The sequence below is a fragment of the Bradyrhizobium macuxiense genome (assembly GCF_001542415.1).
GTDB classification, from domain to species: Bacteria; Pseudomonadota; Alphaproteobacteria; order Rhizobiales; family Xanthobacteraceae; genus Bradyrhizobium; species Bradyrhizobium macuxiense.
On sequence record NZ_LNCU01000041.1, the window covers coordinates 137,425 to 163,722 of the forward strand.

Genomic DNA, 26,298 nt, shown 5'->3' on the forward strand with positions numbered 1-26,298 from the left:
GTGCCCTTCTCAAGCGTCCTCTGTCTTCTTCGCGGGCTTCTTCGCCGGCGGCGGCTCCTCCAGCGCCTTCTTGATGGCGCGGGCATAGGCGTCAGCGGCGTTCTCTGCCGAGTTCTGCAACCGTTTGGCGGTCGCGGTCGCGTTCAGCATGGTGCTCTTCGCCATGAAGCGGAACCGCGCCTTGGCGTCCTTGTCCCTGGCCTTGGCGGCTCGGGCCGTCCACACGGCCTGGCGTTTCTTCGCGGCCGCCATCAGGGCCTTGGTCTGCGCTCTTGCGGTTTGCCGGATGACGGCGTCGAGGTCGGCTTCAGCCATTCAGGTGCACTCATAAACTGGATGTGCGCCGGGAGGGGCGCACGGGTCTGGGAAGGGCGCTATCACTAGCGCACCCGGCGCGGTTTGAACATGCGCTCCTTTGCGGCCGTCCAACGGCCGCAAAGATTGTCTCCGCCCGGCGGCTCCGGCATAACTGGCCAGCCCTGAGGAGAGCGCCCGCGGATGATTGCGCGGTTCAGTCGGCGCGACGTGGTGATGCATGCGGCGGCGATGGCCGCCGTGGGCACGATGGCAAATGTGCCCCTCGCGAGGTCGGCACCGTTCCGCGCCCTGCGGGATATCAGAGACATCGACGCGGCGCTGCAGGCCAGGGTCAACAGCGGAGAAGTACCCGGTATCGTCGCGATGGCCGCCGGCGCCCAGGCCACGATCTATGAGGGGGCATTCGGCCTCCGCGCCCAGGATGCGCCGGCGAAAATGTCGGTCGATACCGTGTTTCGCATCGCCTCGATGGTCAAGCTCCTGACCTCGGTTGCAGCGCTCCAGCTCGTCGAGCAGGGCAGGCTGAAGCTGGACGAGCCCGCAAGCCATATCGATCCGAAGCTCGCTTCGCTGCAGGTTCTCATCGGCTTCGATGCCAAGGGCATCCCGCAACTGCGCCCCGCACGGCGGCCGATCACGCTGCGCAACCTGCTCTCGCATACGTCGGGCTTCAGCTATCCGTTGTGGGACGCCGACGTCGTGCACTACTTACGCGCTGCGCGATCCGATCCGGCGCTGCCGCGCAATGTGCTGATGTTCGATCCCGGTAGCCGCTGGGCCTATGGGGCTAGCCTCGACCATGTCGGCCGGCTGGTGGAGATCGCAAGCGGGGTGACGCTCGACCGCTATTTCAGGGATCACATCCTGCGTCCGCTCAGCATGAACGATACCGGCTTCACGCTCTCCGAGCAGCAGCGCGCCCGCGAGGCGCATCTGCATGTCCGCCAGAGCGATGGCTCGCTGGCCGCTCAGCCGCTGGAAAGGCACACGGTGCCCAGGATATTCTCGGGTGGCGGCGGCATCTATTCCACCGCGCCTGATTACCTCACTCTGCTGCAGACGCTCCTGAACGGCGGCAGCTTCGGGGGAAAATCGATCCTGCGGCCGCAGACGGTGGCGCTGATGGCGGCCAACCAGATCGGCGATCTCGACGCCGGTGTGATGAAGACGACCAATCCGGCGATCTCGAACGATGTCGACTTCTTTCCCGGCGTCCGGTTGCGCTGGGGCCTCGGCCACATGATCAACCTCGATCCGGTCGACGGCGGGCGCAAGGCCGGCAGCCTTACCTGGGCCGGCCTCTACAACACTTATTACTGGATCGACCCGGCGTCGGGCCTTGCCGGCGTGATCATGATGCAGATCCTGCCCTTTGCGGATGCACGTGCGCTGGCAACCTATCGGGCCTTCGAACGCGCGCTCTACCATGCGCGCGTTGCGACGTGATATAGCCGTCGACGCAGCCGCAGACCGCGCAGTCCAATTGAGGGGGCGATGCGAACATTCAGCCGACGAAGCCTGCTTGCGGGCCTCGCTCTCGTCGCGGCGTCCCGTCCGCTTCTGGCGGCGACCGCCGAGAAGCTGAGCATCGATGCGCGCGATGAGCCCGTCGCGGTGAGCCGCTATATCTCCGCCGGCAGCGGCAAGCGTCCTGCCGTGCTTGTTCTGCACGGCTCGCGCGGCTTCGGTCTCAGGTTGCGCGCCTATGAACGCTACGCTGACGCGCTCACCGCCGATGGCATCGATACTTATTTCGTTCGTTACTACACACCGGCCGACGAGCATGCGATCGAGACGATGCACTCGCGCGAGAGCCGCGAGGCCTATGAGACCGCGCGTTTCGATGCCTGGGCCGCACGCGTCTCGTCCGTGGTCGCCACCATCTTGTCGCGCACGGACAGTTCCGGCCGGGTCGGCCTGCTCGGCTTCTCGCTGGGTGGCTATGTTGCCGCCGTAACGGCGGCGCGCGACGAGCGGGTAAATGCGCTGGCCGTGCTGTACGCCGGTATGCCGGAGAAGATTGCGCCACAGGTGAAGCATCTGCCGCCGATGCTCGAACTGCACGGCAAGGCTGACCGCAACGTGCCGCTCGCGGCGGGCGAGGCGCTGGTCAGGTTGGGAAAGTCGGTCGGCGCGCCGGCGGAGATCGTCACATATCCGGGGAAGGGCCACGGCTTCGACTTCGCGGACAACGATCCGACGACGTCCGATGCCGTCGGCCGCGTGTCCCGCTTTCTTCAGGCTCGCCTGAACCCGACCTGAGCGGCACCGGTCGGCCGTGTCCCGGCTCTCACTCTGCGGTCGACCCCGGCGGCACCTTTGCGCCGGCAAGCAGCCCGGCCAGTTCCACCTGCCGTCTCAGCCCGGTCTTCGCCAGCACCGCCTTGAGCTGGTTGCGCACCGTTTCGCGGGAGATGCCGAACGCTGTGGCAATCGCATCGACGGTGCGTCCCTCGCTAATGCCGCGCGCGACGCGAGCTTCCGCCGGCGTCAGGTCGAACAAGCCCTGCAGCACCTCCGCCGTCGGCACCTCCGAAGGCACCACCGGGGTCACCATCACGATCGCCGATGCGCGGTCGAACAGGTCGTGCGCCGCGCCGTGAATCGGCACCAGATGCACGATCATTGGCGGGCGATCGTTCTGCGCCGCGATCGGCACCGAGCGCACCTCGATGCTGATGAGCCCGTGATTGAGCGCTGCCAGCGCCTGCGCGAACAGCGCGTCGGCAGCCGTCGATGCCAGCGCGAGGCGGTCGGCGCGATCCTGCATCACATCGGGCACCAGGCGGTCGAACAACGCATTGGCCGTCATCAGCCGACCGCCGTGCCGCAGCACCGCCGCGGGCAGCCCGAGCATCGCCAGCGACGCGGTGGCGGCCCTGGCGCGTTCCATGCCGAGCCGCGCCGACAGCAGCGCCGCACGCGCGAGATGGGGGCGCAGCGCGTCGAGCTGTTCGATCGCTTCCTGCTCGATCGGTCCGCGGTCGTAGTCGCGCTCGACGCTGTAAATCAGCACGTCGCCGCTCGGCACGGGGATCGCGGTGCCTGCGCCCCAGCCGAGCCCGCGCGGACGGAAGAATTCACGAATCTGCAGGTCCTGCTGCACTTCTTCGGGAGAATCGAACACGTCGATGTCTCGCAGAAAGCCGGCATGATTGGCCGCGAGCAGCCGCGGCAGTCGTCCATTCCGCTCGTGCCAGCGGCCCTCGACATAGGCGACGGTGTCGTCGTGCATGTCGGGTGACGCAACCCAGCGCACATCGTGGGGGTCGGCCGTCAGCAGCACGATGCCGCGGGCGCGTGCGATGCCGCCGACCTTATGCAGGACTTGCGGCCACAGCTCCGGCACAACCGCGGCCTCATAGATCAACTCGATCAGATGCCCGTTCAGGTCGTTCTTCATCGCTTGTTCCGGAAGGGTTGTTGCCCGACAGATATACGCGCCGATCACGGAAATATCTCGTTAGTGCGATTCGCCCTGGCGCGGGAGACCGGGAGAGTCCGGGGGCATGACAGCGCCCGCCTGCGGATTGCCGTGTCATGCCGGCTTTGTACGCGACTTCCGCTTCGATGCCGGCCACCGACAAGGTCGCCGACGCCAAGCCCAAGATCGTGCAGTAGAGGCCATCCCGTGGGCGTCGCATTCGCAGCAGACGCTGGCGACCACGCGCTACGCGCAGACGAGCTCCAGTATGTCGTGGATCGAACGTCATTGACGGATCGAAACGTTCTGAAGCGTGCAGAAACAAATCCGGCGGGAATCTCGCGGAGGCGAACCTGGAAACGTCGCACGTTTGCAACGTCGCTTGCGAATCTTCGACGATGAACATCGTTTAATTTGCCTCCCGATAAGTTCTCACGCCAGCTAGACAACCAGCGGGCGCGAGAGGACCGATGATCAGCCGTAGGGCGCTGTCCGGATTGTTGATGACCCTGGTCGGGCCGGCCTCGATTGCCGGCAGCGACGAACTGGGGCTCGGCCATTGCCGTGGAGCATGCGCCAACGTCGACCTGCCGGCGCTTGGCTATGACGTGTTCTGCCGATCCTTCTTCGACCTCGCGGCCGGTGGAAAGTTGCGGGCTGGCGCAACGGGTCCCGAGATTCGAAGGGAGATGAGATCGCTGTTCCTGCAGCGCCGCCTCTACCGTCCGGCCAGGGAGGCGATGCAGATCCTCTGGCGGCGGAAGCAGGACGGCTTTTCCGTCGTGAAGGTCGAGTTCAATCTGGAATGCGGGCTACCGGTGAGGGGATGCCTCGGAATTCCCGACGAAGGGGTCAAGGGACTGATGCTGCTCGCTCACGGCATGGCCAGCACACCGGAGCGGTGCTTCGTCGACGATGATCCCGACTACATGAACGCCATCGGCAAGCAGCTGTGCCAGGATGGCTTTATTGTCTGGTGCCCGTACATCGTCCAGATCGGGAATCAGGAAAGCCAGAACAACATCGCCGCGATGCTGGCGTCGCATCGCATCTCCGCGCACAACGTGTCGTGCGCATCGATCGATGCCGGCGAGATCATCTGCAGGAGATTGACCGGACTGTCCGATCTGAATGTCGGCGTGTACGGCGCGTCCTGGGGCGCGTTTCTCGCGCTTCATCTCGAGGCCGCAACCGGACGCATGAGGCCGACCGTCGTCTCCGGATACATGCGCGACGAACGGAAGTTTCTGATGTCGCCGACCTTCAGCAAGAATCTTGGCATCGAGCTCGCGACATACATCCATTTCAACAACAGTCGCGCCAGATATGTCGGGCGGGAGCTGGCGAGCCTGATCTCTCCCTGCCCACTCTTCATCGAGCTCGGCAACCGCGATATCGCAAACTCGGTCGAGTACGGGCGGGAGGAGAAGTTCGCGGAGATGCGATCCGTGTACGCGTCATCCGGCCATGCGGACCTGATCGGCATGACGATTTTCGAAGGCGTGCACGAGGTCAATGGCAAGCGCGCACGGCCATGGCTGCAGGAGCGGCTGGCGTCGCCCGCCTATCAGGTCACGTCTCGCCTGAAGAACAGCATCGCCCTGTGAGGCGCTGCAGTCGCCTCCCGCACACCGGTCGCGAAGATCGGTAGACTCGCGATCTCGCGCCTGCTCTAGCGCGCCGTCTGGACAGGCAGGATTCGATCAGCGCGATCAGTTCGTGCCCCGGGGATGCTTGACTCCACTCAAATCCTGCTGCGGAAGATCGCAATCCGCGGGTACAGTGCGTACGACAATCCGGAGGCCCGCGAAGAATGGTTCGCGCGTCTTGCGGATTGGTCGCGCGGGCGTCATCCGTCTTCCGCATGTTGTGATCGACGGGCTCGAACACGCCACGGCCGCGTTGTTCGATACCGCTCTGGCTCGCTACCTCGGTATGGCCGTCGCGACGCCCTGATGACGGTCGCCCCTGAGATGCGCACGCGCCGCGATCGCTTGCGCGGCTGTACCGCGCCGAACCGAAGCCGCAGCTCGCGAGCATTTGAGTACAATTGCGTTTACGGTCGGTGTCCGCGCGGCGCGCCGTTCCGGCCCGCGTAGTCCGACAGACACTGCTATTCCTGCATGAACGCGATCGTCCGAAAGGCTGCTCCACGGGCACAGATGCGGAACAAGGTCATCGGGTTACAGGATTGTCGGATCGGGCGCGTTATGATCTGCTGCAGCGCAGCCTGCCTATCCCTGATCTTCGCGGCCTGAAGGAACTCGACCTCGAATTCGCTTCGTGGAAGCCGCCGGTAGCCCAAGGGTTCGAAAAGGGTTCGACAACATGAATGGTACGGAAAGAGCGCTCGGTCGAACGGCAGGTCTTCTCGTATCGGCGGGATTGGTGCTTGCGGGGATCTCGGCCGTCGATGCCCAGATGGCTCCTCCGGGTCCCCCTGCCGTCGGCGTGATCGAGACGATCAAGCGGCCGATCACCGAGTCCAATGAGTTTCTGGGGCGAATAGAAGCGCCCAATCGCGTCAATGTCGTCGCGCGCGTCACGGCGTTCCTGGACAAGCGGAACTTCGTCGAAGGCGCCGAGGTCAAAGCGGGCGATCTGCTCTATCAGCTCGAGCGCGGCCCGTTCGAGGCCGATCTGGCGGCGAAGAAGGCGCAGGTTGCTCAATTGCAGGCGACGCTGGTCAACGCCAAGCTGACCACGCAACGCGCACAAACCCTGATGAGCGGGCCGGCCGGCCAGCAATCGAACGTCGACGCCGCGGTTGCCAATCAGCAGAGCCTCGAGGCCCAGATCCAGGCCGCCCAGGCGCAGGTCGATCTTTCCCAGATCAATCTCGACTACACCGAGATCCATTCACCGATCGACGGCAGGATTGGGCGCACCGCGGTGACCGAAGGCAACGTGGTGACGCCGAGTTCGGGAACATTGACGACGATCGTCAGCCAGGACCCGATGTATGTCACGTTCCCGGTGTCGGTGCGCGAGGCGCTGACGCTGCGCCAGCGTTACATAACGCGCGGCGGCTTCAAGGCGGTCGTCATCAGGCTGCGCATGCCGGACGGCCGGCTCTATGACAAGGTCGGCGAGCTGAACTTTGTCAACAATACCATCGCGCAGAACACGGACACGATCACGCTGCGCGGCACCATCCCGAATCCGACAATCTACACTTCGGCTGAAACCGGCGGCGCGGTGCGTGAGCTCACCGACAATGAATTCGTGACGGTTCTGCTGCAGGGCGTGGAGCCGGTCGATGTGCTGGCGATTCCGCGCGCGGCGGTGCTTTCGGACCAGGAGGGTGAATACGTCTATGTCGTCGGCGCCGACAACAAGGCCGAGCAACGCCGGATCAAGCTCGGGCAGTCGACATCCACCATTGCGGCGGTGACGAGCGGTATCTCGCTTGGCGACAAGGTGATCGTCGAGGGGCTGCAGAAGGTGCGGCCGGGCGAGGTGGTCGCCCCGGGGCCGGCCAGCGCGCTGATCCAGTCGAGCATGAAGGCCTCGGCCGAGGACAATGGTGGGGCCGGCGGCCAGAAGTCGGGCGCTAACCCATGATTTCATCGGTTTTCGTCGATCGTCCGCGGCTTGCGATCGTCATCGCGTTCGTGATCACGATCGCGGGCGCATTGGCGCTGCTGCAGATTCCGGTCGCCCAGTTCCCCGACATCGTGCCGCCGCAGGTCACAGTCTCGGCGACGTTCCCCGGAGCTTCCGCCGACGTGGTGGAATCCAGCGTCGCCCAACCGCTCGAAGCGCAGGTCGTGGGCGTCGACAAGATGCTCTATATGAAGTCGACCAGCGGCAACGACGGCAGCTACACGCTGACGGTCTCGTTCGCGCTCGGCACCAATCCGGATATCAACACGGTCAACGTCAACAATCGGGTGCAGAGCGCGCTGGCGCAATTACCGACCGAGGTGCAGGCGCAGGGCCTGACGGTGCAGAAGAAATCCTCGGCCGTGCTGCAGTTCATCGTGCTGTACAGCAAGGACAGCCAGCAGGATCCGCTGTTCATCACCAACTACGCCATCATCAATGTGCTGGATGCGATCTCGCGCACGCCCGGCGTCGGACAGGCGTCGCTGTTTGCGAAGCTGAACTACTCGATGCGGATCTGGTTCGACACGCAGCGTCTGACCAGCCTCAACCTGGCGCCGTCCGACGTGATCGCGGCGATCAGGGCGCAAAGCGTGCAGGCGCCGGTCGGCCGCATCGGCGCGCGCCCGATCAGCAATGATCAGCAGTTCCAGTTCAACGTGCAGACGCAGGGCCGCCTGACGACATCGGCACAGTTCGGCGACATCGTGCTGCGGGCCAACCCGGACGGATCGGTGCTGCGGATCAAGGATGTCGCGCGCGTCGAGATCGGCGCGCAGAACATGGACTCCGAGTCGCGGATCGACGGCAATCCCGGCGTGCCGATGGGTATCTACCTTGCTCCCGGCGCCAATGCGGTGACGACGGCCAAGGCCGTCCAGGCCACGCTGGCCAAGCTTTCGGAGCGGTTCCCGCCGGGCCTCACCTATCTCGTGCAGTATGATTCCACGACCTTCGTCTCCGACACGATCAAGGAAGTGATGAAGACGCTCGGCGAGGCCTTCGTGCTCGTCGTGATCGTGGTTTTCCTGTTCCTCGGCAATCTGCGCGCCACCGTGATTCCGGCAGTCGCGGTTCCGGTCAGCCTGATCGGCACCTTTGCCGTGCTGCTCGCGATGGGCTATTCGGCAAATACGGTCTCCCTGCTGGCGATGGTGCTCGCCATCGGCATCGTGGTCGACGACGCCATCGTCGTGGTCGAGAACGTCGAGCGCGTCATGGAGGAGGAGCCGGAGCTCTCGCCAGCCGACGCCACCAAGAAGGCGATGACGCAGATCACCGCGCCGATCATCGCGATCTCGCTGGTGCTGCTCTCGGTGTTCGTGCCGATCGCGTTCATACCTGGAATCTCCGGAACGCTGTTTCGTCAGTTTGCCGTGACGATCAGCGCGGCGATGGTGATCTCGGCGCTGAACGCGCTGACGCTGTCGCCGGCGCTCTGCGCGGTATTCCTGCGCCACACCGGACCGCGCCGCGGCATCATGGGGCGGGTGCTGAGCGGTATCGATTGGGTGCGCGATCGCTATGCCGGGATAGTGCGGCGGCTGTTGCGCCTGGCAGTGCTGTCGCTCGTCGCCGTGCTCGTGTTCGCCGGCGGCATCTTCGGCGTGTCGCGGATCACGCCGACCGGCTTCCTGCCCGAGGAGGACCAGGGCGCGTTCTTCATTTCGGTGCAATTGCCCGACGGCGCATCGGTGTCGCGCACCAGCGAAGTGACCAAGCAGGTCGAAGCGATCCTGAAGAAGAATCCGTCGATCGAGCACACGCTCTCGATCATCGGCTTCTCGCTGCTCGACGGGGTCAACGAACCCAATTCGGCCTTCATGGTGGCCCGCATGAAGCCGTTTGCCGACCGCAAGGCCGTCACCGATTCGGTGCAGGCCGCGATCCGCCAGACCTTCATTGCGGGGTCGCAGGTCCGTCAGGCCTCCATTCTGCCGTTCAACTTGCCACCGATCATCGGGCTGTCGACGTCGGGCGGCTTCGAGTATCAGCTCGAAGCTCTCGAAGGACAAGATCCGGCCGCGCTGGGCAGCGTGATGGGCGGGCTCATCGGCGCCGCCAACCGCGACCCGAGGCTGACCCGCGTGTTCTCGACCTTCACCGCGACCAATCCGTCGATCTATCTCGACATCGATCGCGCCAAGGCGCAGGCGCTCGGCCTCAACATGGCCGACGTCTTCACTGCGCTGCAGGCCACACTCGGTGGCATCTACGTCAACAACTTCAATCTGTTTGGCCGTACCTGGCAGGTCAATGTGCAGGGTGAAGCGGGCAACCGCGCCGACATCCCGGACATCTGGCAGATCTATGTGCGCAACAGCGGCGGCGAGATGGTGCCGATCCGCTCGATCGCGAGCCTGCGGATAGTCACCGGACCGCAGGTGATCACCCGCTACAACAACTATCGTTCGGTCACCGTGAACGGCGGTCCCGCAGCGGGCGTCTCGTCGGGTACCGCGATCGCGGCCATGTCCGAGATCTCCAAGGCGACGCTGCCGGCCGGCTATTCCTTTGAATGGACCGGCACTGCCTATCAGGAGCAGGCGGCCTCCGGCCAGACCGGCATCATCCTCGCGCTCGCGGTGCTGTTCGCCTATCTGTTCCTGGTCGCGTTGTACGAGAGCTGGACGATCCCGATTCCCGTGCTGCTGTCGATCGCTGTCGGCGTTTTCGGCTCCTTCCTCGCGATCAAGGTGGCCGGACTGGATCTCAATCTCTACGGCCAGATCGGCCTCGTGGTGCTGATCGCGCTCGCCGCCAAGAACGGCATCCTGATCGTCGAGTTTGCCAAGGAGCAGCGCGAGGCCGGCATGGAGATCGCCGAGGCTGCGCTGCTCGGATCGCAGATGCGGTTCCGCGCGGTCATGATGACGTCGATCGCCTTCATCCTGGGTCTCGTTCCGCTGGTGGTTGCGACCGGCGCTGCCCAGATCAGCCGCAGAGCGGTCGGCACGGCCGTGTTCGGCGGCATGCTCGCCGCAAGCTCGATCGGCATCTTCCTGGTTCCGATGCTTTACGTGACCTTCCAGCGCTGGCGTGAGAGCGTGAAGCGCCGGTTCGGCGGAAGGGGCAAGACGCCGGAGGCTCCGACCCATCCGCCAGCAGATTGACGCTGGAGCGCCCGAGGGGCGTTCCCGGAGCGTAACGGCCTGATTTGTGTGGCGAATTGAGCCTCATCGACGGTGCAATGGCTGGGGCCGTCGGGCTCGGAGACGTGTCGGCCGGTTGAATTCGCGGTCCCAGAGTCCTATGCGTGGCGCCATGGAAACCCTCACCGCCTCTGCGAAGCCCCTGAGCTCCTGGCCCCGCCACCGGGCGCATCCCGGCAAGCCGGCGCCGTTCCTGCCGATGACTCGCGCCGAGATGGCAATGCTCGGCTGGGATGCCTGCGACATCGTGCTGGTGACCGGCGATGCCTATGTCGACCATCCGAGCTTCGGCATGGCGATCGTCGGCCGGCTGCTCGAGGCCCAGGGCTTCAGGGTCGGCATCATCGCGCAGCCCGACTGGCAGTCGGCGGAGCCGTTCAAGGCGCTGGGCAGGCCGCGCGTATTCTTCGGCGTCACCGGCGGCAACATGGATTCGATGGTCAACCGCTATACGGCGGATCGTCGGCTGCGCCACGATGACGCCTATACGCCGGAGGGCGAAGGCGGCCGGCGGCCGGACCGCTGCACCATCGTCTACGCCCAGCGTTGCCGCGAGGCGTTCAAGGACGTGCCGATCGTGCTCGGCGGCATCGAGGCGTCGCTGCGCCGTATCGCGCATTACGACTATTGGTCCGACAAGGTGCGCCGTTCGGTGCTGGCCGACGCCAAGGCGGACATCCTGCTCTACGGCAATGCCGAACGTGCCGTCGTCGAAGTGGCGCACCGGCTTGCCGCGGGCGAGGCGCCACGCGATCTCGCCTCGATCAGGGGGACTGCGTTGTTTCGCCGGGTGCCCGAGGATTGCACCGAGTTGCATGCCGACGATCTCGACACCGCCGATGAGGGTGCGGCGCGCCATCCCGGCGATGTCGTGATCCGGCTGCCCGCTTGCGAGCAGGTCGAGCAGGATCGCGAGGCCTATGCCCGCGCTTCGCGCGTGCTGCACCGTGAGAGCAATCCCGGCAATGCGCGGCCGCTGGTGCAGCGTCACGGCGACCGCGATCTGTGGCTCAACCCGCCGCCGATCCCGCTGACGACGGCCGAGATGGATGCCGTCTACGATCTGCCTTACGCGCGCGCACCGCATCCTTCCTATGGCGATGCCAAGATCCCGGCGTGGGAGATGATCAGGTTCTCGGTGACGATCATGCGCGGCTGCTTCGGCGGTTGCACCTTCTGCTCGATCACCGAGCACGAGGGCCGCATCATCCAGAACCGCTCGGAGGGCTCGATCCTGCGCGAGATCGAGCGTATCAGAGACAAGACGCCGGGCTTCACCGGCGTGATCTCCGACATCGGCGGCCCGACCGCCAACATGTACCGGATGGCGTGCAAGGATCCCAAGGTCGAAGCGCTGTGCCGTCGACCGTCCTGCGTCTTCCCGGAGATCTGTCCGAACCTCAACACCTCGCATGACGATCTGATCCGGCTCTATCGCAAGGTGCGCGAGGTGAAGGGCGTCAAGAAGGTGATGGTCGCCTCGGGCGTGCGCTACGACCTCGCGGTGGAGAGCCCCGCTTACATCAAGGAGCTCGTGACCCATCACGTCGGCGGCTATCTGAAGATCGCGCCCGAGCACACCGAGCGCGGTCCGCTCGACAAGATGATGAAGCCGGGCATCGGCGCCTATAATCGCTTCAAGCGGATGTTCGATGCCGCCGCGGAGCAGGCTGGGAAGAAGTATTACCTGATCCCGTACTTCATCGCGGCGCATCCGGGCACGACCGACGAGGACATGATGAACCTCGCGCTCTGGCTCAAGAAGAACCGCTACCGTGCCGATCAGGTGCAGACGTTCCTGCCGTCACCGATGGCGACTGCGACGGCGATGTATCACACCGGCGTCAATCCGCTGCGCGGCGTGCGCCGTGGTGGAAGCGACAAGGTCGAGGCGATCAAGGGACTGCGGCAGCGCCGCTTGCACAAGGCGTTCCTGCGCTACCACGACCCGGACAACTGGCCGCTGCTGCGCGAGGCTCTGAAAGAGATGGGCCGCGCCGATCTGATCGGCTCGCGCCCCGATCAGCTCGTGCCAGCCCATCAGCCACCCGGCACCGGCAAGGCCGCCGGCACGCGACGCCCCATGCGCCCCGGCGGGAGGACACAGCGCTTCACCACCAAGGGCCTGCGGATCATGAAGTAACGGGAAATGGGGATGTGATCAGGCTCGGCCTGACGCTTTCGTCTCCGCAACAAAAATGTCGAAAACAACCTCATGCAAAGTAGCCGGCGATCGCCGCTGGATGCCGCGTGAATTCCGTTAAGACATTGAAACATCATTAAAAATTTGAGGCTTCGGTGAGCTGAGAAGACGTCCGACCCCCCGTAGGCACGGGACCGATGCTTTTCCATAAAAAATACAGGAAAGAGGCAACTTCTCCGACGAGGCGCGCAATGCCGCTGGCCCCAGCAGTGGAGCGCCTCTCCGGCGCGTCCATTGATTCGGCATTGGTAAGCGCGGCGCGCATCATGATCCGCTCTCTGCTTGAGTAGAACCTCCGCCTGGACGCCTTGTACTTGCCGCGCGGAGGCTGATGTCTGGCCTCGCGGATCATGCCCCATCGGGGTTTCGGGCGCTATCGTCCACGCGCGTTGCCTTGCCCATCGGGAAGCTCGCCGACAGTGACGCTCACCGAGCGCTGATTTCCGTTGCGGAGCACGCCGAGCTGAGCCGAGGAACCCGGCTTCATATCCTGGATCTTGGCGGTCAGATCATGGGCACCCTTGATCTGATCGCCGCCCACCGCGATGATCACGTCGCCATTGGCCAATCCCGCTTTCGCAGCCGGACCATTGCCTTGCACGCTGGCAACGATTGCGCCGCGCAGATTGCTCTGGCCAAGCCCCTCGGCGATATCGGGCGTGACCGACTGCATGCTAACTCCGATCCATCCGCGCGTGACTGAACCTTTATCTCTCAGTTGCCGAATGACTTTTCTGGCCGTATCGGCAGGAACGGCAAATGCAACGCCGACCGAGTCCCCCGAAGGCGCCGCTAGAATCATGCTGTTCACGCCAACGACATTGCCACCTGTATCGAAGCTCGGGCCGCCAGAATCGCCCTTGTTGATTGGAGCGCTGATCTGGAGGAGGTCGTCTGGCGCCCCCGTCACCTCGATGTTGCGCTCGCGTGCGGAAACAATGCCCGCCGTTACCGTGCCGCCGAGGCCGAACCGATTGCCGACGGCCAGCACCCAGTCACCGACGCGCGGCGGCTGCTCGGCAAACGTCACATAGCTGAAGTCCGTACGATCATCGACTTTGATCAGGGCAAGATCGCTCAATGCGTCCCTGCCGACGACCTTCGCCGTGTAAATCTTACCGTCATTGGTGCGGATCCGGGCGGTGCCGCCGCCTTCGACGACCTTACTGTTGGTCACAGCATAACCATCAGCCGAGATGAAGAAGCCGGATCCGCTGGTGGTCATTTGTCCGGCCTTTGACGCCTCATGGTCCTGACCCTGATCACCTTGGTCCGGTCCTTTTGGAATCTCCTCGTTGGGCGCGGACTGATCGGGAGCGCCGGGGCCGAACGGTCGATCAAGCGTGGATTCCCTCCGCTGCGGCGCGACCTTCGAACTCACGCTGATCACGGCGGGCTCGACCTTCTCGGCGATGTCGGCAAAGTTTCCGGGCCTTCGTTCGTCGGCTACGGCATGAAGCAACGGTGTCATGCTGGGAACAAGGTGCGGCGGCCCCTCCGCGTGGGTCGACGCCATGCTTTGCGTCAACAACGTTGCAGACAGCAGCGCGGCGCATGACGGGTGCCTGACGGCCTTCCAGAGACAAACTTGCATGAGTCATATCCCTTGTCGCGGCGAGGCACGGTTCCCCGTCGCCTTCTTCGACTGCATTTTGTCTGTCAACGCGCGTGCATGCGGAGCGGTTGCGTGCAATGTTCCGTCCTTATCGCCGCGGCCGTCATGCGATGATGCGGGAAAGACTGGTCGACGCCAGCGGCGCCCCATCAATCGGGGTCGCGCCTGGGGTTGAGTCGGCGCCATTCCGACAGCGGCACGAAGGTCCCCGACCATATTCCGCGCTTGGCGCGCTCTGCCTCGTCCTGCTCCGGCTGATAGGTCTTGGCGAAACCGTAAGCGATGACCCAACCTTACCGCACCATCCACGCATTGATGTCGCTGCCGTCGGGGAGCTCGCAGATCGCCAGCATCCGCTTGTAGCGGTCGAGCGCCTTCTCCTCGCACGTGACCTCTCGTCCGCGAATGCAGTTGCGCAACTCGCGGGTGGCACAAATGCCGCAGGACCAGGGTTTGCCGTCCGCGTCCGTGCAGCTCTGCATGCTTTCGGGGGGCGCCGATGCCCTCGAGACGGATGCGAGTCCCCGATCTGCCGATCGTGTCACCATCGATGACCCGCGCCTGAAGAAGGCTTCTAGCGCCCATTCAGCGGAGCACGAAGAGGAGCGGCGCTTGGCTGCCTGGAGCATGATCCGGAAAACCGCTTCACACTTTTCCGGATCATGCTCTAGGCCATCGCTTGCTCTCCGTATCGCAGGACTTGAACCTTTTCCAACGTGATCAATCCGCTCGTCATGATGCCATCGAGCACCGGCAGGAAGCCGTTGATGTTTTCCTCGCTGTCGACGATCTCAATGACCAGTGGCAAATCTTCAGAAAGGCGGAGGATCTTTGTCGTATGGAGCCGGCTCGATTTGCCGAAACCCATAGGACCACGCAACACTGTTGCGCCGGCGAGATGCTGTTCGCGCGCCTTCAGAACGATCGCCTCGTATAACGGTGATCCGTTACACTGATCGTCCTCGCCGATAAATATCCGGAGTAGGATCGCCTGTTTCGGAATTTGCATCGTTAACTCCCCTTCAAGCGGTTAAGTCGGCTCGCGATTGTTTGCCCCAACCATACTGAAACCAGCCAGGTGATCGTGGAGGCGATAATGTACATCAAAGCCGTTTGCTTCATTCCCGAATGGAATAGCCTGAAGGTTTCCAGGCTGAAGGTGGAGAACGTTGTGTAGCCTCCGCAAAAGCCGGTCATCACGAACTGGCGCTGCCGCGCACTGGCGAAGAGCCTTCCCTCGGGGCCAGTCAATGTAGCGTAAAGGCCAATGATGAAAGAGCCGGTGGCGTTGATGAACAGTGTCGCCCATGGAAACTCTGTTCCTGTTTGAAGAGCCACTGATACGAGAAATCTTGCCAGGCCGCCAACTACAGCCCCTGATGCCACGCAGGCGTAAAGGATCGCGGTGTTCCATCGATCGGCTATCGTTGAACTGGATTTGCGAAGCATGCGGGGGTCTATGTCGAAAGCCATTCACTGAGCGAAAAACCGCATGTCACCGCGGAAAGGCAGAGTATCAGCGAAAGTAAGACGTTGCTGACCGCGCGACCGGTTTCGCCATCGCGGGCCAGCGAAAGCGTCTGCAGGCTGAACGACGAAACTGTCGTATAGCAACCGAGAAAGCCCGTCACGGCAAATAGCCACGGATTGGTTGACGCCATCAATGATGACTGGTTGGTGGCCAGACCACCCAAGATTCCGATTAAGAAGGCTCCGCTGACATTGATGATCATTGTGCCCCACGGAAACGTCTCGCCCACGTTTCGGGCGACGACGCCTGAGATGAAGTAGCGTGCACACCCCCCGAGCACGCTGCCAATCACGATGCAAACAAAGCCACTCAGCACGTTCCACGTCCTCTTTGAAGCCTGTACTTGCCGCTCAAGATCAATGTCTCTGATGATCATGTGTATTCTAGCAATCCCCGGGCCAACCGCTTGCCAGATCGCGACGATCAGGATCAGAACGGCGAGAAGCAGCAGGATTGTCGATTGCGCTGGAGCAGCGACACCTCCGCGCTCGAGCGCAAACTTGATATCTAGCTCAGAAGCAACAGTGCAAGGACCAGCCAGATTACCGTATAGCCGTCGGCCCACAGCCTGTGTAGCCCGATAATTCGAACTGTATCATGGAGTCGTGATGGCACCTATTGGTTCGGCGTCTGCTGATGCAGTTTCAAGTTCCGGCTGCCTCTTCGCAAGCCGTTACATCGGTAGGCCTCAAAAAATCAGCTTCAGGACCCAAGGTGATATCGTTGACTGCAAGCTGCTGCCCCTATGTCACTGGGCCGCGCGGAGAATAGCGGCGCTCCACTCAAGCAAAAACAGGAAGGGTGCTCAGTTGCGCCACAACGCAGAACGCGATCAGGGACGGACAGGTTGTATAGAATGATGGCGCTGCCAATAAACCAGGCGACACCATAGCCAGCCGTGAACAGGCCGAACGCTGCCGTGCCGATCTTTGCCTGGGTCGGCCAACGTTGGTCGCCTGGCTAAAATCGTCAGTCCGTTCTTCTTCAGAAAAGGAAACGATGACGGAGCAGCGTAGCAGGATGCGACCCGCATCAGTTAGGATCAACCCAAAGCTATCGCTACCGTGCAGCAATCAAAGCCACCAGGTGCCGAACAGCAGCGTCAGCACCGTCAACGGCGCGCCGACTTTGAAATACGCCCAGAAGCCAAGCGTGATGCCGTGGCGGCGCGCGCGCTGTGCAACGATCAGATTGGCGACTGACCCCACCAGTGTCAGATTGCCGGCAAGCGTGGAGGCCATAGCGACGACGAGCCACGCCTGCGTCGGATTCTGTAGGTTGGCGACAAAGGGTTTCAGGACCAGCACGGCAGGCACGTTGCTGAAAAGGTTCGACAAGCCGGCGGTGACGAGTGACAAGATCGGCACCGCATCGAGGTGCAGCCCTCCGATTCTCGCGATCATCTCGGGCGCAAGCACCGTCGTTTCCAAGCCAGCCACTACTATGAACAGTCCGACGAACATCAGCAGTAGCGTCCAATCGATCTCGCTGTAGACCTTTTCGGGTTTTAGTCGCCGCGTGAACAGCAACAGCGCGCCGCCAACGATAGCCACCTTGGCAACCGGCTGGCCGACAAAGAACAAGATGACCATCGCGACCGTCACCAGCGCCGACTTCACGACGAGGGGGCCATGGTAACGCACGGGACCAATAACAACGGCGGAGAAATGCTCGCGGGTGAAGAATTCGCTACGATATAGGAGGGCGATGAGCAGCACTGTGAGGAGGAGACCGATGGCCGCAACCGGCCACAAGGCGGCAGCGAACGTGCCGTAAGGAATGTGCGAAAGTCCGCCGATGATCATGTTCTGCGGATTGCCGGTGATCGTGGCCGTGCTCCCGACATTGGAGGCCATCGCGATCGCCAGCAGGTATGGGATGGGATCCCGCTTGAGCCGGGTGACGAGGTCGAGCACGAGCGGCGTCATCACCAGACAAATCGTATCGTTGACCAGGAAAGCCGAGAGAGTGCCCGCCACCAACACGATCAAGGCAAGCAGCACGAGCGGATAGCGGGCGCGCGTGACTACCCAGTTGTTCACTAGCCGGAAGAAGCCGGAGAGCCGCAGGTTGGCGACAACGATCATCATCCCGAGCAGAAGTGCGATCGTATCGAAATCAATGGCTCGATAGGCCTCGTCGAGCGACATAACGCCCGATCCGACCATGAGGCTCGCGCCGAGCAGCGCGGCGCCGGCGCGGTCAAGGTGATAGCCGGGCAACTTGCCGATGGCGATGACCAGGTAGGTGCCTGCGAAGATCGCGACGGCGATGCTTGCGGTTGCGTTGGCCCGAAGCGCTTCCATTGAGAGAAGCTGAAATCCGAAATATTGTGCGCCAAGGATCCCAAGGACAATCACCGCTGCGGTCAGCGCGACTGCAATCCATCCGAACGTACGGGTTCGACGGACGTCATTGTTCGTGGCTGCGGGTTGAACCGGTGGTTGGGCGGGTTGAGTTTCGATCGACACCATGACTCACTCCGCAGGGATGCGCAACCCGACCGGGATTGATTGGGCTGGCATGCGCGACTCATTGACTTCAGGCTCGATGGACTTGCTCTGCTCGCCGGTTTCGGGAACCGCGATCCAAAACAGGATGAAGGCGGCAAGCGCGACCGCTGCGAGGAAAAGGAAAGCCGCGTTGTAGCCAGCCATATCGACGATGACGCCGGCGACCGAATTGCTCAGCGCGGCGCCGAGCCCCCACACCGCCGCAGTCGCTCCTTGGGCAAGATTGTAGCGGCCGGTGCCCTTCGTTAGATCGGCGACGACGATGTAGAACAGCGCACCGAAGATACCGGCGCCGATGCCGTCGAGAATTTGAATCGAGACGAGGGCGTAAGGGTTCTGAGCCAAAGTGTAGAGGATACCCCGCAGGGGCAACACGGCGAAGCCGGCAAGGAAGATCGGCTTCCGGCCCCAGGCATCGGCCTTGCGGCCAACCAGTATGGCCATCGGCACCATCGCGATCTGGGCCGTGGTGATACAGGCGGCCATGAACAGGGTCGCTGTCTCTCGATTGCCGAGTGCGAGCTTTTCGCCGAGCAGCGGCAGCATAGCGGCGTTCGCGAAATGGAAGAGCGAGATTGCGGCAGTAAACGCAAGAAGCGGTTTGGATTGCAGCAGGCTGCGCAAGTCAGTGTGTCGCTCTTCATGTCCGCTCTCCGCGCCGCGCGCCAGTGCGTGATCGATAGACGCTGCGTCGATCCGGAGCGTCGCCCAGATGCTCGCAAGTGCGAGCGCAGCGATGAACCACAGGACCGCACTTGGCGTGATGAGCCACCCGGCCACGCCGGCCGCGACCGCTGTCGATGCGGTGCCCGCGTGGGTGAACGCTTCATTCCGGCCGACGCGATGCGTGAAGGCCTTTGGGCCCACGAGGCCCAGCGAAATGGCCGCAATCGCGGGCGGAAAGGCCGCGTCTGCAACCCCGATCGCGATCTGGGCGATGGCAACCGGGATGAGAGCCGGAAATAGAGACATCGCCAGCGTGCCGAGAGCGACGGTTGCGGATGCCACGATAATTAATGCGCGCTTCAAATGGGTCCAGTCGACGAACGCGCCCAGTGGGGCCCGGGCAACGACGGTTGCGACACCCGCGATCATCATGATCAGACCGATCTTGCCGGCATCCCAGTGCTGGCTGGCGAGCAAGTAAACGGCGAGGAAAGGGCCGAGTCCATCCTTGACGTTTGCGAGCAGGAAATTGACCCAATCGAGCGCAAGCCGGTTTTTCATCGTCCTCTCCGCCTTTGAAGAGCGGAGCGTCACCAATGCGACGCTCCGGTGTGTTTCCTCACGCGACCGTTTGGATCGCATCTGGCTCGGCAGCTTTGGCTTCCTCGTGCTTGGGCCGCTTGATCGGTTCGAAGCTGCCGTCGGGCTTGCCGATCTCGCGAACTTCAATAACGCGGCCCTGCTCGTTGACGAGACCTTCGCCACGGATGCAGATCTGCGTGCCCGGTCGAAATCGATCGGAGTGCCGCCGCGCTTCCTTATGTCCGAGACGGAGAATGGTGCCGTCGTGGAGCAGAGCGCCGCGGGCCTGCCCCTTCGGGGCGAAGAGTGTTAGCCGCACGATCCCTGACGCCTCCATCGAAGCGCGTTGCGTCCTTGGCTTCTCGGCGTCGTCCGTCTCTTTTTCTTCAGGACCATCATCGATCACGATCGCACCGCCTGCTTTTTCGATTGCAACAGCGGCGATGAGATCGGCATAACGCGGTTTCACGCCGCGCACATGAATAGAGTCGCCCGGGCCAATAGCCGCCTTCAACTGGTCCGACAGATGCGGTGGGGTATGGATGAGGGTTTGGTCGGTGAGCAAGAAGCCGTCGACATCGCCATCGAGATTGATCGTGAACCGTTCAACGACGCCCGTCGTGACCGGAAGATAGTCAGGGTCAAGCCAATGCATGGTTTTCTCCTTTTGACGTTGAGTGACGTAAGGGTTTCGAAGCTTTACGGACGCGGGCCTTTCTTGCCCGGCGGCCGCTGGATGAAGCTGAGCTGTGTGGGAGAGGGGCCGATCGACTGCACATCGAGGACGCGCCCCATTGGCGTCGTGATCGCGTCACCCTGCGCAGTGACCGCCTGGCCGGGAGCCAGTAGCGCCACAAACCTTTCGGCCTCAGGGGGAGGCAGGCGCAGGATGGTGCCGTCCTCGATCAGCACGCCGTTCACGTCGCCGCGTGGCCCATGCAGCGCCATCTGGACACGGCCTTGCACGGTCATAGGCTGACCCGCCTCACGCGGACCCTTGGGTCCGGGACCGAAGCCGGGGCCATTGTCGGTGACAGTCTGACCCGAGCGGTCGTTGGTGATGGAGACCGCGGCAACCAGCGGGACGCTCAGCGCCTTGAGGCCACGTACGGTGACCGCGTCACTGGGCCTGACCGCATAGACGAGTTGCGTCGAGAGGTGAGGTGGAAAATGCACCTCGGTGCCATCGGTGAGAATGAGACCGTCGACGTCTCCGCGCGGGGTCAGCGTGTAGCGCGTCACAGTCCCGTTGATCGCAGGCAATTGCTGGGGATCATAGACCGGGGCGGGAGCCGCGGGCCCGGGAGGCGGCGGCGGAGGAGCCCCTGCCGAGGGTGATGGTGGCAATGGTTGGGCGTAGAGCAGAGCCGGGATGGCGCTCGAGACAAGCGCGGTTCCAGCGATAGTGACAAGGCGCAGCGATCGTTTCATGGTTGGCACTCCCTGTTCGCCCCCGCGATGACATGTCTTTCGCAAGGGCCGTGCCAACCGTGATGGTTTTGATTTACTTCGTGTTTTCTGGAGGAGGCCGGCGCGCGTCGTCCGGCTTCATGACGTCGGCCGTCCGATCAGCGGACGGTTCGTCGACGTCGATCGCGTACTTCAGCACCTTCGCATAGAGCAACTGGCGATGGATGCCGAGGCGTCGAGCCGCCTCGGTCCTGTTACCGCCAGCTGCGCGCAATGCTCGAGTGATCATGAACGCTTCCAGCCGACTAACCGCTGAGGCGAGGTCGCCATCCGCCCATTCCGGCGCGCCGGCCGGTCCATGCGCGCGGGCGGCCGTCGACAGGAAGTCGAAGTCCGACGCTGCGATGGTGTCGCTACGGCAGAGGATCGCCACGCGTTCGATCGCATTCTTGAGTTCCCGCACATTCCCGGGCCAAGCGTGCGAAGACAAGCAGAAGGTAGCCTCCGTGCTTAGACGCTTAGGCGGGTCGGTTGCTTGGTGCAGAAAATATTCCGCGAGCGCTACGATGTCCGAGAGCCGTTCGCGCAGCGGCGCCAAGTGAATTGGTACAACATTGAGTCGATAAAACAGGTCCTCTCGAAACTTTCCATCGTGGACAGCGGCCGCGAGGTCACGGTTGGTTGCGGCCAGCACGCGCACGTCGACGCGAACCGGACGACCGCCGACTGGCGTCACGTATCGTTCCTGGAGCGCGCGCAGGATCTTCGCCTGCATCGTGAGATCCATATCGCCGACCTCATCGAGAAATAGCGTTCCCCTGTCGGCGTCGCGGAATGCGCCGCTGCGCTCGGCAAGAGCGCCAGTGAACGCACCTCGCACGTGACCGAACAACTCGCTCTCGAGCAGATCCGCCGGAATGGCGGCGCAGTTCACGGCGACGAACGGCCCGCTGTCGCGCCGTCCGTGGCGGTGAATGGCGCGGGCCACCAGCTCTTTTCCGGTTCCGGTCTCGCCGGTGATCAGGACAGTTGCATCGCTGTCGGCCACAAGACCAATGGTCTTCTGGACTGCGCGCATAACATCGCTTGACCCGACAAGGTCCTCGTCCTCCAGCGACGAGCGGGTCGCAAGCGTCGGGCCGGAAGCTGCCCGCGCGCGCAGCATCCGCGACATCAGGAAATCGAGGTCAGCACGGGCGATCGGCTTCGTCAGATGGTCGAAGGCGCCCAGCCGCATCGCCTCGATGGTGTTCGCGGCACTCGCGTAGGCGGTCAGGATGGCGACAGGAGGTGCCTTGGCGGGGTCGGCGCGCAGGCGCTGAAGAATTTCGAGACCATCCATCCCCGGCATGCGGAGATCGAGCAGAACTGCATCGATCCGCTCGCGGCCGACGATATCGAGCGCGACGGGTCCGCTCGGCGCTTCGACCGCTTGGTGGCCAAGATCACTCAGCGTCTCGGCTAGGCCTTCCCGCAGCGCTGCGTCATCATCCACAATCAAGACGGTTGCCATGGTAGCTCCAATACAAACGTGGTCCCGTCGTTTCTGTGAAGAGCGCGCACCGTCCCACCATGCGCCTCGGCGATCTCCCGCACAACGGCGAGGCCGAGGCCGGTGCCCTCGGAGCGTCCTGTCACGAATGGCTCAAAAAGGTGGGCTTTCACCTCTTCTGGAACACCGTGGCCCGTGTCAGCGACGGACAGACGCAGGCGATCCCCTGTCCCTTCCGCGCCGAGCGTCACGCGACCGCCGGTCGGCGTGTTCTGGATAGCATTGAGTATGAGATTGTCGATCGCTTGTGCGATCCGCGCGGCGTCGAAGCGCGCCTCGACGCGATCTCCCTGCGCTTCGAGTTGAAGCCCCTGCTGGGCCGCTTGCTCGCGGAACAGCTCGACGCGCTCCGCAAGGAAGGCTGCAACGTCGTTGATCAGCACCGAGACCAGGGGCGCGCGCTGTACCGAGCTTAAGAGATTGCGCAACAGGGTCTCCAGGCGTCCGATCTGCTCGACGATGACCCGGAGCGCGTTGTCCTTGCGCGCGAGATCGGGGCCGGCGGCGACAGCATTCTCGGCCTTGAGTCGCATCGCAGCGATCGGATTGCGGATCTCGTGGGCGACGCCGGCGACGACGCGACCCAGTGTTGCGAGACGGTTGGCTTCGGCCACTTGCCGCACCAATGCCTCCGAGGTGCGCCGGGCATCGGCCAGGCGGGTACCCGCGCGGTTGACGGCCTCGACAATCCGATCGAGATCCTGTTGCCCGGTGAGTTCGAGCTTGGGCAGTTCTTCGCTGCTGGTGGCGAGCGCCGATTCCAGCCTCCGCAGCCGCCGCGACCAGCCAAGGAGCAAACGCCCAAGCCAGGCGGCAGACCCGAGCACGACAAGGAGCAGAAGGCTGAGCCCCGCCATGGCCTGGATGTAGGCCCGACCGCCCGTGGTTGGGACGCGTGCCATTGTCCAGGCGGAAAGGCCCGGAATCGGTCCCGGCAGAGGGCAGGCATGGAGCAGCAGGGTCTGTGCTCGTCCTTCCCGGCGCCGGTCGAAAGGAGCGCCGTCGAGCGCCGCGGCCTCGGCTGCCTCTCGTATGCTCGGCCGCTCGGCCTCCGGCAGGTCGGTCTTCTGTCCGGTCCCCTCGTAGGTCGGGAACGCGTAGGCAAGCGAGCCTTCGTCTTTTTGCCAAACACCACCCTCTACGCCATAGAGATCGCGCAGCGCGATCTGGACCACCCCCGTCAAGGAGCGTGTGAAGTCAGGGGCGTGGAGATCGGCCGGCGCGCGCGTTGCACCCGTGGTGAAGAACCGGTAGCGCGCCGCGATCGCATCACAGCCATGGGCAACGCCCGCTGATGCCCGCCGCAGCTGTTCGGTGGTCGACTGGTCGTAGAGAGACAACAGCAGCGCACCCACGACAACGGAGGCCAGCAGGAAGGCGCTCCAGCAGACGACGAACCAGCCGATGATCGAGCGGGGTACGGCTCTCTCCGCAAGGTGCGAGATTGGACGATGTATCCTGGTTAGGCGCCCGACAGACGCCTTCGCGTCATAGGGAGCGGCAGAGCGCATGACGATCTCCGAGCAGCTTGGCTATCCCTTGGTTCACGTGTGCGAGGCTCCAAGGCGATCATCCTCGTCACGACACGCCAATATAGTCGTGTCCAACTCTTTTAGCGATGCAGGCAGACATAAGCGGCGTCTCCTGGCCTTTGCTGTTCGGTCAGCAGAAAGATTCCGAGGTACGGACCCAACGAGCCCCTGACATCGGCGAGGGCGAAGTTCAACCAGTCAAGCGGCGCCCGATATCGCATCGTGGCCTCCTGGTCCGAGAGAGACTCGGGCCAACTTCTTGGCGGTTATGACCTTTGCGTTCACCATCCGGCCGTTCTTGTTGGGTCCAAGTTGAGTGCCAAGAATACCCTTCTCCGGATAGGCGCCGATCGCATTGGCCTCATCGCCCGGCCGGCACTGGTGCATTTCATGGTGGCCCAACTGGCTGGTCAGCACTGAGATCGCGTCGGAAGCCTCGCGGCCATCCACAGTCCTGACGCGGACTGTGAGGCGATGGACACCATCAGCCGACCCGCTGGAGTCCCACGCGCAGCACCAGCCTGCACTCGTTCCGATCCTTCGCATCGGTCGCCATGGCCCGCTATCGACGCGGCACATGGCGGACACGATTCCCAGGGCGTCCCAGGTCTTGGCGCGCACCTCGGCGACACCGCGCACGAGCTGTTCAGGCTGATCCGGATCGATGATGAGGGCTTGATCCGCGGGCGAAGTAATCATGACGAAAGGCCAGCCGCCGAGCGGCTTGAACTTCCAACTCACCACGCCGTCGTCGAGATTGGTGATGGAGAAGCCGGCCGGTCCCTCCTCGATCTGACCCGTCGAGCGCGTGGCTGCATAGATCGTCCGGCCGTCATTGGCGATCTCGTTATAGTGCGTGTGCCCCATGTCGACCATGACGACACGGTGTTTCCGCATCAACGCTCTTACGGTCGCGGCGCCGTCTCCGAGCTCGCTCGGATAGGTATGCACGAAGAGGACCGGCCGTTGCTCCCTCGCGTCGGCTTCGGCCAGATCCCTTGCGAGCCACTCCATTTGGGCGGCGCCGATTCCAAAACCCTTCGAACTCCCATTGTCCCTGGCATTGAGGAATAAGCAGCGATAGGAGCCGATCGAGCGGGAACGCCAAAGTTCGGGTTCAAGCCAACGGCGATAGAGGTCGAGGCTGCCGGTCTTCGAGTCGTGATCGCCGGGAATGATCTCCAACGGGATCGTCAGACGGTCGATCGCCTGCTTGACGAGGAGAAACTGCTCCTCGGTCCCGTCCTCGGCGTTGTCACCAGGTAGGACCGCGAAGTCGACTCCGCCAGCGAGGTTCGCGTTGGCGTGCGCAATGAGCGTCAGAAAATCCTGATAGTTCTGCTCATCGGCACCGGTGATATGCAGATCCCCAAAGTGAACCCAAGAGACCACATTGCAGCAGTCGTTGACATTGGTGGGCATTGCCGCTTCCTCTCACCGAAGAGCATTGATCGTATCGATATCGTTGAGGGCGCCACCATCCGACTTGAGCGCGCGCCCCAAGGCCTAGCGTCGCCTCCGCAAAGCTCGTGCCAACTGCGAAGCGACACAATCATCGGCATTTTCCGCGCGCGTTCCCTCGCGAATTGTCAGAATTCACGACAACCGTTGTCTGATCAGCGGACGGTTCGCCGCATTATCGTTGCTCGACGTTGCGGCCTTGAAAGCGGGAAGACTGCTGCCGGATCGGGAACAGCAATGGCGGATCGAGCACCGGTATGATCAGCCGCAAGAGACTCCAGCCGAACCCACAAGGCGGGAAGGATCCAAGTGGCCGCCGAAACACGCTAAGCGGCGCTCTACCTGGCTGTTTGGATGTTCGTTGCCGCCGGCGCGACGACGTGGGCAAAAAGAGGGGGCAGATCGCAGGCCTTAGCCCGGAGGCGAAGCGTCCCGACGGAGATCGCCATTTCCAGGCAATCTGCACTCGGCGACGATTTTCCTCCAGATTGCTCGCTCGAATGAGGCAGATCTGGAGTCTCAGTCCGAAGGCGAGTATCGCGCTATAAGGAAAATCTGGCGCACCCGACACGATTCGAACGTGTGACCTTTGCCTTCGGAGGGCAACGCTCTATCCAGCTGAGCTACGGGTGCGTGCAGGGCCTCATTTAGCTGATTGGTCCGGTGTCGGCAACGGCCTTGGCGGGCGTTGTCGGGCTGGCGGCAGCCTGTAAACTGCCCTCGAACATGGTCA

At 63.2% G+C, this 26,298-nt stretch carries 21 protein-coding genes and 1 tRNA gene; 7 read left to right on the forward strand and 15 right to left on the reverse strand.

The annotated features are described in order from the left end of the window. Positions 1-9: 9 nt before the first annotated feature. Positions 10-315: a hypothetical protein gene (locus AS156_RS14580; protein WP_066505165.1), complete on the reverse strand. Its 306-nt coding sequence runs from the start codon at positions 313-315 to the stop codon at positions 10-12. Between the two features lie 183 nt (positions 316-498). Between AS156_RS14580 and AS156_RS14585 the strand changes: the two genes are divergently transcribed. After that, the gene (locus AS156_RS14585) at positions 499-1,764 is read left to right on the forward strand and encodes a serine hydrolase domain-containing protein (RefSeq protein ID WP_245312812.1); all 1,266 of its coding nucleotides are present in this window, start codon (positions 499-501) and stop codon (positions 1,762-1,764) included. Positions 1,765-1,812: 48 nt separating this feature from the next. Next, positions 1,813-2,580 (forward strand): dienelactone hydrolase family protein, encoded by a 768-nt coding sequence (locus tag AS156_RS14590; protein WP_066505168.1) that lies wholly within the window; start codon positions 1,813-1,815, stop codon positions 2,578-2,580. Between the two features lie 28 nt (positions 2,581-2,608). On the opposite strand, the gene AS156_RS14595 is transcribed toward AS156_RS14590, so the two are convergent. Beyond that, entirely contained in the window at positions 2,609-3,721 is a 1,113-nt protein-coding gene (locus AS156_RS14595; RefSeq protein WP_066505171.1) for a helix-turn-helix transcriptional regulator, read from the reverse strand. Between the two features lie 491 nt (positions 3,722-4,212). Here AS156_RS14595 and AS156_RS14600 point away from each other — a divergent pair, with 491 nt between their 5' ends. The 4 genes from AS156_RS14600 (at position 4,213) to AS156_RS14620 (ending at position 12,643) form a co-directional block, all read left to right on the forward strand. Beyond that, a complete protein-coding gene (locus AS156_RS14600; RefSeq protein ID WP_136626224.1) occupies positions 4,213-5,349 on the forward strand; it encodes a hypothetical protein in 1,137 nt (378 codons plus the stop codon). A 721-nt stretch (positions 5,350-6,070) separates the two neighbouring features. Beyond that, positions 6,071-7,306: an efflux RND transporter periplasmic adaptor subunit gene (locus tag AS156_RS14610; protein ID WP_082747511.1), complete on the forward strand. Its 1,236-nt coding sequence runs from the start codon at positions 6,071-6,073 to the stop codon at positions 7,304-7,306. Then, positions 7,303-10,461, forward strand: coding sequence for an efflux RND transporter permease subunit (locus AS156_RS14615; protein WP_066505176.1), 3,159 nt, complete (start codon positions 7,303-7,305; stop codon positions 10,459-10,461). Before AS156_RS14610 ends, AS156_RS14615 begins: the two co-directional genes overlap by 4 nt. Before the next feature lie 151 nt (positions 10,462-10,612). Continuing rightward, positions 10,613-12,643, forward strand: a complete 2,031-nt coding sequence (locus AS156_RS14620; RefSeq protein ID WP_066505177.1) for a YgiQ family radical SAM protein — start codon at positions 10,613-10,615, stop codon at positions 12,641-12,643. Between the two features lie 433 nt (positions 12,644-13,076). Here AS156_RS14620 and AS156_RS14630 read toward each other — a convergent pair whose 3' ends face one another. The 5 genes from AS156_RS14630 to crcB (AS156_RS14650) all read right to left on the reverse strand — a co-directional run bounded on the left by AS156_RS14630 (position 13,077) and on the right by crcB (AS156_RS14650) (position 16,165). Next, a complete protein-coding gene (locus AS156_RS14630; protein WP_082747512.1) occupies positions 13,077-14,297 on the reverse strand; it encodes a S1C family serine protease in 1,221 nt (406 codons plus the stop codon). A gap of 314 nt (positions 14,298-14,611) precedes the next feature. Next, positions 14,612-14,800, reverse strand: a complete 189-nt coding sequence (locus AS156_RS14635; RefSeq protein ID WP_066505185.1) for a thermonuclease family protein — start codon at positions 14,798-14,800, stop codon at positions 14,612-14,614. Between the two features lie 185 nt (positions 14,801-14,985). Further along, positions 14,986-15,327, reverse strand: a complete 342-nt coding sequence (locus tag AS156_RS14640; protein WP_066505187.1) for a DUF190 domain-containing protein — start codon at positions 15,325-15,327, stop codon at positions 14,986-14,988. A gap of 2 nt (positions 15,328-15,329) precedes the next feature. Continuing rightward, complete coding sequence (gene crcB / locus AS156_RS14645; RefSeq protein ID WP_066505359.1) at positions 15,330-15,767, reverse strand: fluoride efflux transporter CrcB; 438 nt, start codon at positions 15,765-15,767, stop codon at positions 15,330-15,332. A gap of 8 nt (positions 15,768-15,775) precedes the next feature. Next, a complete protein-coding gene (crcB, locus tag AS156_RS14650; protein WP_245312813.1) occupies positions 15,776-16,165 on the reverse strand; it encodes a fluoride efflux transporter CrcB in 390 nt (129 codons plus the stop codon). A gap of 27 nt (positions 16,166-16,192) precedes the next feature. On the opposite strand from crcB (AS156_RS14650), the gene AS156_RS43305 reads away from it, so the two are divergent. Then, entirely contained in the window at positions 16,193-16,360 is a 168-nt protein-coding gene (locus AS156_RS43305; RefSeq protein ID WP_201456041.1) for a hypothetical protein, read from the forward strand. 562 nt (positions 16,361-16,922) lie between these two features. On the opposite strand, the gene AS156_RS14655 is transcribed toward AS156_RS43305, so the two are convergent. From AS156_RS14655 to AS156_RS14690, 8 genes are all read right to left on the reverse strand, one after another. Continuing rightward, the gene (locus tag AS156_RS14655; RefSeq protein ID WP_082747513.1) at positions 16,923-18,323 is read right to left on the reverse strand and encodes an anion transporter; all 1,401 of its coding nucleotides are present in this window, start codon (positions 18,321-18,323) and stop codon (positions 16,923-16,925) included. A 3-nt stretch (positions 18,324-18,326) separates the two neighbouring features. Next, on the reverse strand, positions 18,327-19,589 hold the full coding sequence (locus tag AS156_RS14660; RefSeq protein WP_082747514.1) for an MFS transporter: 1,263 nt from the start codon (positions 19,587-19,589) through the stop codon (positions 18,327-18,329). 58 nt (positions 19,590-19,647) lie between these two features. Beyond that, a complete protein-coding gene (locus tag AS156_RS14665; RefSeq protein ID WP_066505197.1) occupies positions 19,648-20,265 on the reverse strand; it encodes a hypothetical protein in 618 nt (205 codons plus the stop codon). A 44-nt stretch (positions 20,266-20,309) separates the two neighbouring features. Further along, on the reverse strand, positions 20,310-21,041 hold the full coding sequence (locus tag AS156_RS14670) for a hypothetical protein (RefSeq protein ID WP_136626225.1): 732 nt from the start codon (positions 21,039-21,041) through the stop codon (positions 20,310-20,312). Between the two features lie 73 nt (positions 21,042-21,114). Then, complete coding sequence (locus tag AS156_RS14675) at positions 21,115-22,533, reverse strand: sigma-54-dependent transcriptional regulator (protein WP_066505201.1); 1,419 nt, start codon at positions 22,531-22,533, stop codon at positions 21,115-21,117. Further along, positions 22,518-24,083, reverse strand: a complete 1,566-nt coding sequence (locus AS156_RS14680; RefSeq protein ID WP_082747515.1) for a sensor histidine kinase — start codon at positions 24,081-24,083, stop codon at positions 22,518-22,520. Before AS156_RS14680 ends, AS156_RS14675 begins: the two co-directional genes overlap by 16 nt. A gap of 219 nt (positions 24,084-24,302) precedes the next feature. Beyond that, positions 24,303-25,526, reverse strand: coding sequence for a metallophosphoesterase (locus AS156_RS14685; RefSeq protein ID WP_066505202.1), 1,224 nt, complete (start codon positions 25,524-25,526; stop codon positions 24,303-24,305). Between the two features lie 595 nt (positions 25,527-26,121). Beyond that, positions 26,122-26,198 (reverse strand) — tRNA-Arg (locus AS156_RS14690). Positions 26,199-26,298: the final 100 nt, after the last annotated feature.